We start from the raw sequence: 6,654 nt of genomic DNA on the forward strand, positions 1-6,654 counted from the left end.
ACACAGCTTACTTCATTGAGAAAGTCTAATTCTTCTTGCTTTTTCCAATCGGTTAGCATTGAAGAAGTTTGAGCATATCCTACTCTTTCTTGTCTTTCGTACCATGCTTGTGTTCGTTCGTGGAGAGCTTTGTTGTAAACTAATCTTACACAGCCCAAGGTGCGCCGCAATAGCGACTCTTGTTCGGGTGTGGGGTAAAATCGAAACGAATAGGCTTTTTCCATGTCTCACATTTTAGCATATATTTGGTAAATGTGTTAATATTTAACGGTAAAGCCGTCGTGAAACGACGGGGTTTCAGACCCAAATTTTCGATGATCAATTTTACCTTACAGCAAGCCTTCGCCCGTCGTCATGCCCTGAAAGTGATCAGTGGGTTAAATAATTTCGATCGCTCGCAGGTTCTCTCAGTAGTTAAAGCCGCTACCGCCGGAGGAGCAACTTTTGTCGATATTGCCGCTAATGCTGACCTAATTCGGGCGGTAAAAGCCTTGACAAATTTACCCGTGTGTGTATCGGCCGTTGAACCAGAATTGTTGGTGATGGCAGTGGACGCGGGAGCCGATTTAATTGAGATCGGTAATTTCGATAGTTTTTATGCTCAAGGACGCATTTTTGAGGCTGCGGAAGTTTTAGCCCTAACCCGTCAAACTCGCGACTTACTGCCCGAAATAACCCTGTCTGTGACAGTTCCCCATCTGCTGCCCCTCGATGAACAGGTGAGACTAGCGGAAGCTTTAGTTAGTCAGGGTGCTGACATTATTCAAACCGAAGGCGGCACTAGCAGTCAACCCCTTCACGCCGGTATTTTGGGACTGATTGAAAAAGCTGCCCCGACTCTAGCGGCAGCCCACGCTATTTCCCATGCGGTTAAGGTTCCCGTCCTCTGCGCTTCCGGTTTATCCATTGTCACCGCCCCCATGGCGATCGCTGCTGGAGCGGCCGGTATCGGTGTTGGTTCGGCGATCAATCAATTGGATAATGAAGTGGCTATGGTGGCAGCCGTGCGCGGTTTAGTCGAATCTCTGCAAGCACAACCTGTCCATGTTGGCAACTAGAACAATTTTTGTCTAGATACGACGGAGAAGGGGCTGTTTTCCCTTCTCTTTTTCCATCTGTAATCAGTTATCAGTTATCAGTTATCAGTTACCAGATGTGAGTTTTCAGTCAATAGTATTAAGTGACAAGTTCGGAGCTTGCTTTTCACTGATTACTGTTTACTACTCACTGATTACTGAAAAGCCCCACACCCCATCAACTGTGGTAAAATGCCCTATGGCTCAAAACATTAGAGATAGAAGCACTCCACCATGATTCGAGATATCTTCATGCCCGCGCTCAGTTCCACCATGACCGAAGGAAAAATAGTTTCTTGGGTGAAGTCCCCCGGGGAAAAAGTCAGCAAAGGGGAAACGGTGTTAGTGGTCGAATCCGACAAAGCCGACATGGACGTAGAATCGTTTTATGATGGCTATCTCGCTGTAATTTTAGTGGCAGCTGGCCAAGAAGCACCCGTAGGGGAAGCGATCGCCTATATCGCCGAAACTGAAGCGGAAATTGAACTTGCCAAAGCTCAGGGAAAAACCGCCGCCGCCGCCCCTAGCAAGCCCGTAGAGACCCCAGAAATCGCTCCGCCTCCCGTTTCGATCCCCGTCGCCGCCGTTAAAGATAATGGCCGTTTAGTCGCCTCTCCCAGGGCCAAAAAACTGGCTAAAGAATTAAAGGTCGATCTGAAAACCCTAGTGGGTAGCGGTCCCCACGGACGAATTACCGCCGAAGACGTAGAAAAAGCGACAGGAAAAGTCAGCACCGCCCCCGCTCCCGTCATTACTCCCCCGCAACCCGTCAGCGTGCCTGTAGCGGCTCCTAAAGCCCCGATTCCGGCCAGCGCTCCGGTCGGTCGGACTGTTCCCCTCACCACTCTGCAAAAAGCCGTCGCTCAGAATATGTCGGTTAGCCTACAGGTTCCCACCTTCCAAGTGGGCTACACTATCACCACCGACCCACTGGATCAACTCTATCAACAGCTAAAATCCAAGGGTGTCACCATGACGGCCCTGTTAGCAAAAGCAGTAGCCAACACCCTCGCTAAACATCCTATAGTTAATGCCAGCTATAGCGACGCAGGAATCCAATACCACGGGGCGATTAACGTGGCCGTAGCCGTGGCTATGCCCGATGGTGGCTTAATTACGCCGGTTTTGCGCTCTGCTAACCAGATGGATATCTATTCCCTATCCCGCAGTTGGAAAGATTTAGTCGATCGCGCTCGCAGTAAACAACTGCAACCGGAAGAATACAATAGCGGTACTTTTACCATTTCTAATCTGGGAATGTTCGGAGTCGATCGCTTTACCGCTATCTTACCTCCCAACCAAGGTGCGATCCTGGCAGTGGGCGCTTCCCGTCCCCAAATCGTCGTCCACAATAATGGTTTATTCGGAGTGCAAAAACAGATGACGGTTAATCTCACCAGTGACCACCGAGTCATCTACGGGGCCGATGCAGCCTCCTTCCTGCAAGACTTGGCTAAACTGATCGAAACTGAGGTGCAGTCTTTAACTATGTAATCAGAATCTAGGCAGCAGGAGTCAAGGGAGTTTCTCTCTAGCTCCTGCTTTGTTGTTACTAAAAAAATGTAAAGAATTAGCTAAAATGGGTTTAACCTTATCTATCACCCAAAACTATCGCCCAAACAAGGCCAAAAAAAGTGTTAATCTCAGGGAACTTTAATATCTAAGCTAATATCGGTAAATTAACCCTCAATCTCGCCCTATATATTAAGCCTACAATAATTCGTATTCCCACGCCCTAACGCCTACCCATAGGAAAAAATGATCACAGAGAATAGTCGCTTACGTTCAGAATTTTTAAATACACAGGTTATCACTCGCAATACAGGCAAAAAACTCGGCGTTGTTAAAGATATCCTAGTAGATATCGATCAACGAGAAGTGGTTGCCCTCGGACTCCGCGATAATATCCTCTCCCTGTCGGGAATGCCTCAATATATGTATTTATCGAGCATCAGTCAGACAGGAGACGTGGTTCTCGTTGAAGATGATAACGTCTTGGAATCCGTCGATATCGATGCTTATACTCCCTTAATCGGTAGTGACGTGATCACGGAAACCGGCGAACCTTTAGGCAAAGTCCGCGATTATCAATTTGATCCCCTTAGTGGTCAATTACATTCCATTATCATCGCTTCCCTGGGATTGCCTCTTATCCCCGAACAATTGATCAGTACCTACGAAATTGCCATTGAAGAAGTGGTTAGCAGCGGTCCGAATCGCTTAATTGTCTTTGAAGGGGCCGAGGAACGTCTCACCCAAGTTAGTGTGGGAGTTTTGGAACGTTTGGGTATTGGTCGTCCCCCCTGGGAAAGAGAAGAAGAAGAAGCTTATTATACCCCCGCTGCTCGCCCGGAAAATCAGTTAGGTACGGGTATTCCCCTCCGCACTCCTGTGGAGTCAGCTAAACCCGTGGAAGAACGCTGGAACGAGGACGAATGGGAAAAAGAACCCCTGCGCGCCACTCCCCCACCGCAAAAACGGGCCGAAGCTCGTTATTATGAGGAAGAATACGAGGAAGAAGAAGATAACTGGGGAGAGGCGCGGTTAGAACGCACAGAAAGCTTTTCTCGTCCTCAGTACGACGATTACGAAGATAAGGCCGAAGATGATATGTGGGATGATGACGTGGAACCGGATTACAATCCCCCCCGCATCAATATCACCGAGAAGAAAAAGGAAAGAATCCCCGAATACGAAGACGGTTAATCTTTGACAGTCCCCCTATCCATTAGTTACATTTTTCTTAACATAAAATTTGACAAAAAGAGGAAAGTGTGCTAGGTGGCTCAAGGGGGTTCTCTGGGGGGACTAAATACTTTTGGTATCACGTCGAGTGCAGTGATTTGTCAGACTTTACAGATGTTCAATGAACTCTTCAACTGTGACTTGGGCTTGTTTCAGAATTCCACTTAATGTACCAACCTTCAATTCCTGATGTACAGGGACAACACAACCAATTTTGCCCTCTTCGGTTTCTTTCTTCATCACAACATGGCTACCTGTTTGACGAACTTCCTCGAAGCCTAAGCGTTCAAGAGAGCGAATTGCCTCCCGACTAGAGATTCGTGGCAGCTTAGGCATAACTAACCTCAATACTGGTCACAAATCTAGGGGATGTTTCTGGTAAGGTAAATTCCTCTAGGTAAAGCCGTGTGGCTTCTTTCAATCCAGCAATCGCCTGCTCAATTGTTTCTCCTTGATCTACTGTGCCAACTTCTGGACATTCAGCAATGTACATATTATCTTCTTTGTACAAAATAACAGTAAAGATGCGATTTTTCATGGTGTCTTATCATCTCCGGCTTACTCTGAAAATCATAACATAACTGTTTCCTAATCGTTTGGTTAGAAAATAGTTAGGTTTCCTGATCATTGACCCAACTCACGCTTTTTGAAAAACTCTATAAGATATTAAGTTATTAGTAATTAATCCAATATTGTCCCACCTTCCTAGAATTGAGTGAGAAGATTGTGCAAAAACAAGCGTAGAGTTGATTAATCATTGAAATAAATTTGCCCCAATCAAACCGACTCGATGAACTGCTCGATGTCCGATTCTTACGAACCAAATTTGAGCATCGGTCAATCGGGCTAAAAGTTGATCGGAAGCTGTGAGGCTGTCTTTTGCTACTTCAAAAGCCCCTGTTTCGATATCTATGGCTACAATCTTCCCATGATTGCCTTCCTCGACTTGGGGGCGCACCTGAGATTGATAAATCTCATTACCACGTCGGGCGAATTCTTCTTTGCTGTAGCGGAGTTGATTAACTGTCATTGTCCTGACCCCGTTGCAACTTTTGCCCCTCTATTTTAACCTAAACATGGGGAATCTTCGCTAACATTCCCCAACTAGGCCCACAAGGGCGGCATTGCATTTAGACTCACAGCTTCAATCAATGTGCATGGTGCGTTCCCCAAAATCGATCGCTGGAGCAGCAGGAGTCACATTAGGGAACGCACCCTACGGCTGTCTAACGTCAGAGTTGAGCGGCAATCAACCGACTCGAACTCAGCACCAATATCTCCTAATTGTCCGCTCCAACGCCGTGTTGAGCTGCTGATTCTACGGCGCAACTAATTCTGCTCTCTAATACAAAAGGTTTATTCACAAACCAAAACCTCAAGCTTTGACTAATTCTAGGAATGCAATATTGCCGTTGTCTTCAAAGAAAGTCCGTTTGTTCGCTATCTCTAAAGCTGAAATCTCTTTAGCTACATCCGCTAACTGACTTTCAGTACGATAAATGAGCTGCCACTGCATAAATGTTTCCATGTATCCAACTTCTCGATGATCGGGAATAAAATTAGCGACCAGTAGTTTCCCTCCTGTCCGCAGCATATCAAACATTATCTTGGTCAGCCGTGTGGCAAACGGTTGTGATAAATAGTCGTACAGCCCTGCTGCATAAACTAAATCTAGATTCTCAAAGGATTGCTTTTGTCGAACTAACGTTGTCACTGAACCTCGAATCGTCTGAATAGAACCATTGTCAAACTCACGATCAATGACCTCAAGCGATAGAGGATCTTGGTCAAAGGCAACAAGCTGACCAATGCTTCCTTCTTGAACTGCTACAGATTCTTTGGCTTCTCGCAAGTGTCCACAAGCAATAGAGAGAATCCGAGTTGGGTGTGTTGCTTCAGATGCAACACCATCGATCGTTCTGACTAACACATCCCGTCTTGCTCGAACGCTGCTGGGTGCTGTTGCATCATATCGCCAATAATCAAAAATTTCCTTGCCAAGGGATGCTAGATTTTGGGATGGCTGCTTGAACCCGTAGATAAAATCGAGTAATTCTGCATCTCCAGCATAGCCTCGTGGCTTGCTGAAAGAGTGGTAAGTAAACGGACACTGATGAATCAGTTGGGTTACGGGATGACCGAGAAATGTGGTCTGGGCAAAATCTCTCCACTCGGTGGCAGGATAACGATTCTTGATCTCCCTCATACCAAGAATGACGTGATCCATACCCGCTTTGGCATTGCCAGAAAGTAGCATGGCTTGTGCATCATCCATCAAAGCATATCCTGCGGCTTGGATTGAATTAGTATCAAGTTGCATGAGTGATTGTGATGTGTGAACTTAATCTGGACAACATTCCGAAACCTTGAACACCTACAGATAACTTAAGTGAACTGCCTCAACCGAGATTTGAAGCAGCCCAACTACATATTGTACGGAAACTTTCTGCATAACACTCTCTGGGGTAACGATGTGGGTCAACTTTCTGTATATCACCCCGTCATACAACATATATACTAATTTGTCAATAGGTAGTAATATTTAATCTGCTTATACTTCGAGTTTTGACCTGAAAATGGGCGATCAATAGTCAAGCGATCGAGGGATGGGAAACAACTTATACTAAATCGGTTGAGTATAGGCTACATATCAAGACAGGCAAAAGGCACTCATGCAAAAGGGAGAATAAATAATGGTTCTTCGTTACTTGGTATGGTTCGATAGGGGGGCATAAATCGACTAAATCCTTATCTGGCAAGAGATTTAATTGATTAGTTCGCTCTAGATCAAAAACAATTGACAAAAATCGCTAAATGCCTTTCTATATAAGGG

Annotated in this window: 8 protein-coding genes and 1 pseudogene; 3 read left to right on the top strand and 6 right to left on the bottom strand. The window is 45.8% G+C overall.

Annotation, left to right across the window (positions count from 1 at the left end):
• Positions 1-224 (bottom strand): helix-turn-helix domain-containing protein (locus IM322_RS10120; protein ID WP_287713190.1); only part of this gene is annotated, 224 nt, incomplete at its 3' end.
• Positions 225-314: 90 nt separating this feature from the next.
• Here IM322_RS10120 and IM322_RS10125 point away from each other — a divergent pair.
• From IM322_RS10125 to IM322_RS10135, 3 genes are all read left to right on the top strand, one after another.
• Positions 315-1,058, top strand: a complete 744-nt coding sequence (locus tag IM322_RS10125) for a DUF561 domain-containing protein (protein ID WP_287675168.1) — start codon at positions 315-317, stop codon at positions 1,056-1,058.
• Positions 1,059-1,310: 252 nt separating this feature from the next.
• Complete coding sequence (locus tag IM322_RS10130; RefSeq protein ID WP_287675166.1) at positions 1,311-2,570, top strand: dihydrolipoamide acetyltransferase family protein; 1,260 nt, start codon at positions 1,311-1,313, stop codon at positions 2,568-2,570.
• A gap of 264 nt (positions 2,571-2,834) precedes the next feature.
• Complete coding sequence (locus IM322_RS10135) at positions 2,835-3,782, top strand: PRC-barrel domain-containing protein (RefSeq protein ID WP_287675164.1); 948 nt, start codon at positions 2,835-2,837, stop codon at positions 3,780-3,782.
• Positions 3,783-3,929: 147 nt separating this feature from the next.
• Here IM322_RS10135 and IM322_RS10140 read toward each other — a convergent pair whose 3' ends face one another.
• The 5 genes and pseudogenes from IM322_RS10140 to IM322_RS10160 form a co-directional block, all read right to left on the bottom strand.
• Positions 3,930-4,157, bottom strand: a complete 228-nt coding sequence (locus IM322_RS10140; RefSeq protein ID WP_287675163.1) for a type II toxin-antitoxin system HicA family toxin — start codon at positions 4,155-4,157, stop codon at positions 3,930-3,932.
• Positions 4,150-4,359 (bottom strand): type II toxin-antitoxin system HicB family antitoxin, encoded by a 210-nt coding sequence (locus IM322_RS10145; protein ID WP_002734849.1) that lies wholly within the window; start codon positions 4,357-4,359, stop codon positions 4,150-4,152. The genes IM322_RS10140 and IM322_RS10145 overlap by 8 nt, the downstream gene beginning before the upstream one ends.
• Positions 4,360-4,575: 216 nt before the next feature.
• Complete coding sequence (locus IM322_RS10150; RefSeq protein ID WP_002765009.1) at positions 4,576-4,851, bottom strand: hypothetical protein; 276 nt, start codon at positions 4,849-4,851, stop codon at positions 4,576-4,578.
• 345 nt (positions 4,852-5,196) lie between these two features.
• Positions 5,197-6,141: a class I SAM-dependent methyltransferase gene (locus tag IM322_RS10155; protein WP_287675156.1), complete on the bottom strand. Its 945-nt coding sequence runs from the start codon at positions 6,139-6,141 to the stop codon at positions 5,197-5,199.
• A 298-nt stretch (positions 6,142-6,439) separates the two neighbouring features.
• Positions 6,440-6,631: pseudogene (locus tag IM322_RS10160) on the bottom strand (hypothetical protein); the annotation flags it as partial.
• Positions 6,632-6,654 lie beyond the last annotated feature (23 nt).

It is taken from the genome of Microcystis sp. M109S1, assembly GCF_020247025.1.
GTDB lineage: Bacteria > Cyanobacteriota > Cyanobacteriia > Cyanobacteriales > Microcystaceae > Microcystis.

What these genes read in the sequence shown, in the direction of transcription:
- IM322_RS10130 (WP_287675166.1), top strand. Translation starts at nt 1,311, where the DNA reads ATGATTCGAGATATCTTCATGCCCGCGCTCAGTTCCACCATGACCGAA.
- IM322_RS10155 (WP_287675156.1), bottom strand. Translation starts at nt 6,141, where the DNA reads ATGCAACTTGATACTAATTCAATCCAAGCCGCAGGATATGCTTTGATG.
- IM322_RS10150 (WP_002765009.1), bottom strand. Translation starts at nt 4,851, where the DNA reads ATGACAGTTAATCAACTCCGCTACAGCAAAGAAGAATTCGCCCGACGT.
- IM322_RS10125 (WP_287675168.1), top strand. Translation starts at nt 315, where the DNA reads ATGATCAATTTTACCTTACAGCAAGCCTTCGCCCGTCGTCATGCCCTG.
- IM322_RS10145 (WP_002734849.1), bottom strand. Translation starts at nt 4,359, where the DNA reads ATGAAAAATCGCATCTTTACTGTTATTTTGTACAAAGAAGATAATATG.
- IM322_RS10140 (WP_287675163.1), bottom strand. Translation starts at nt 4,157, where the DNA reads ATGCCTAAGCTGCCACGAATCTCTAGTCGGGAGGCAATTCGCTCTCTT.
- IM322_RS10135 (WP_287675164.1), top strand. Translation starts at nt 2,835, where the DNA reads ATGATCACAGAGAATAGTCGCTTACGTTCAGAATTTTTAAATACACAG.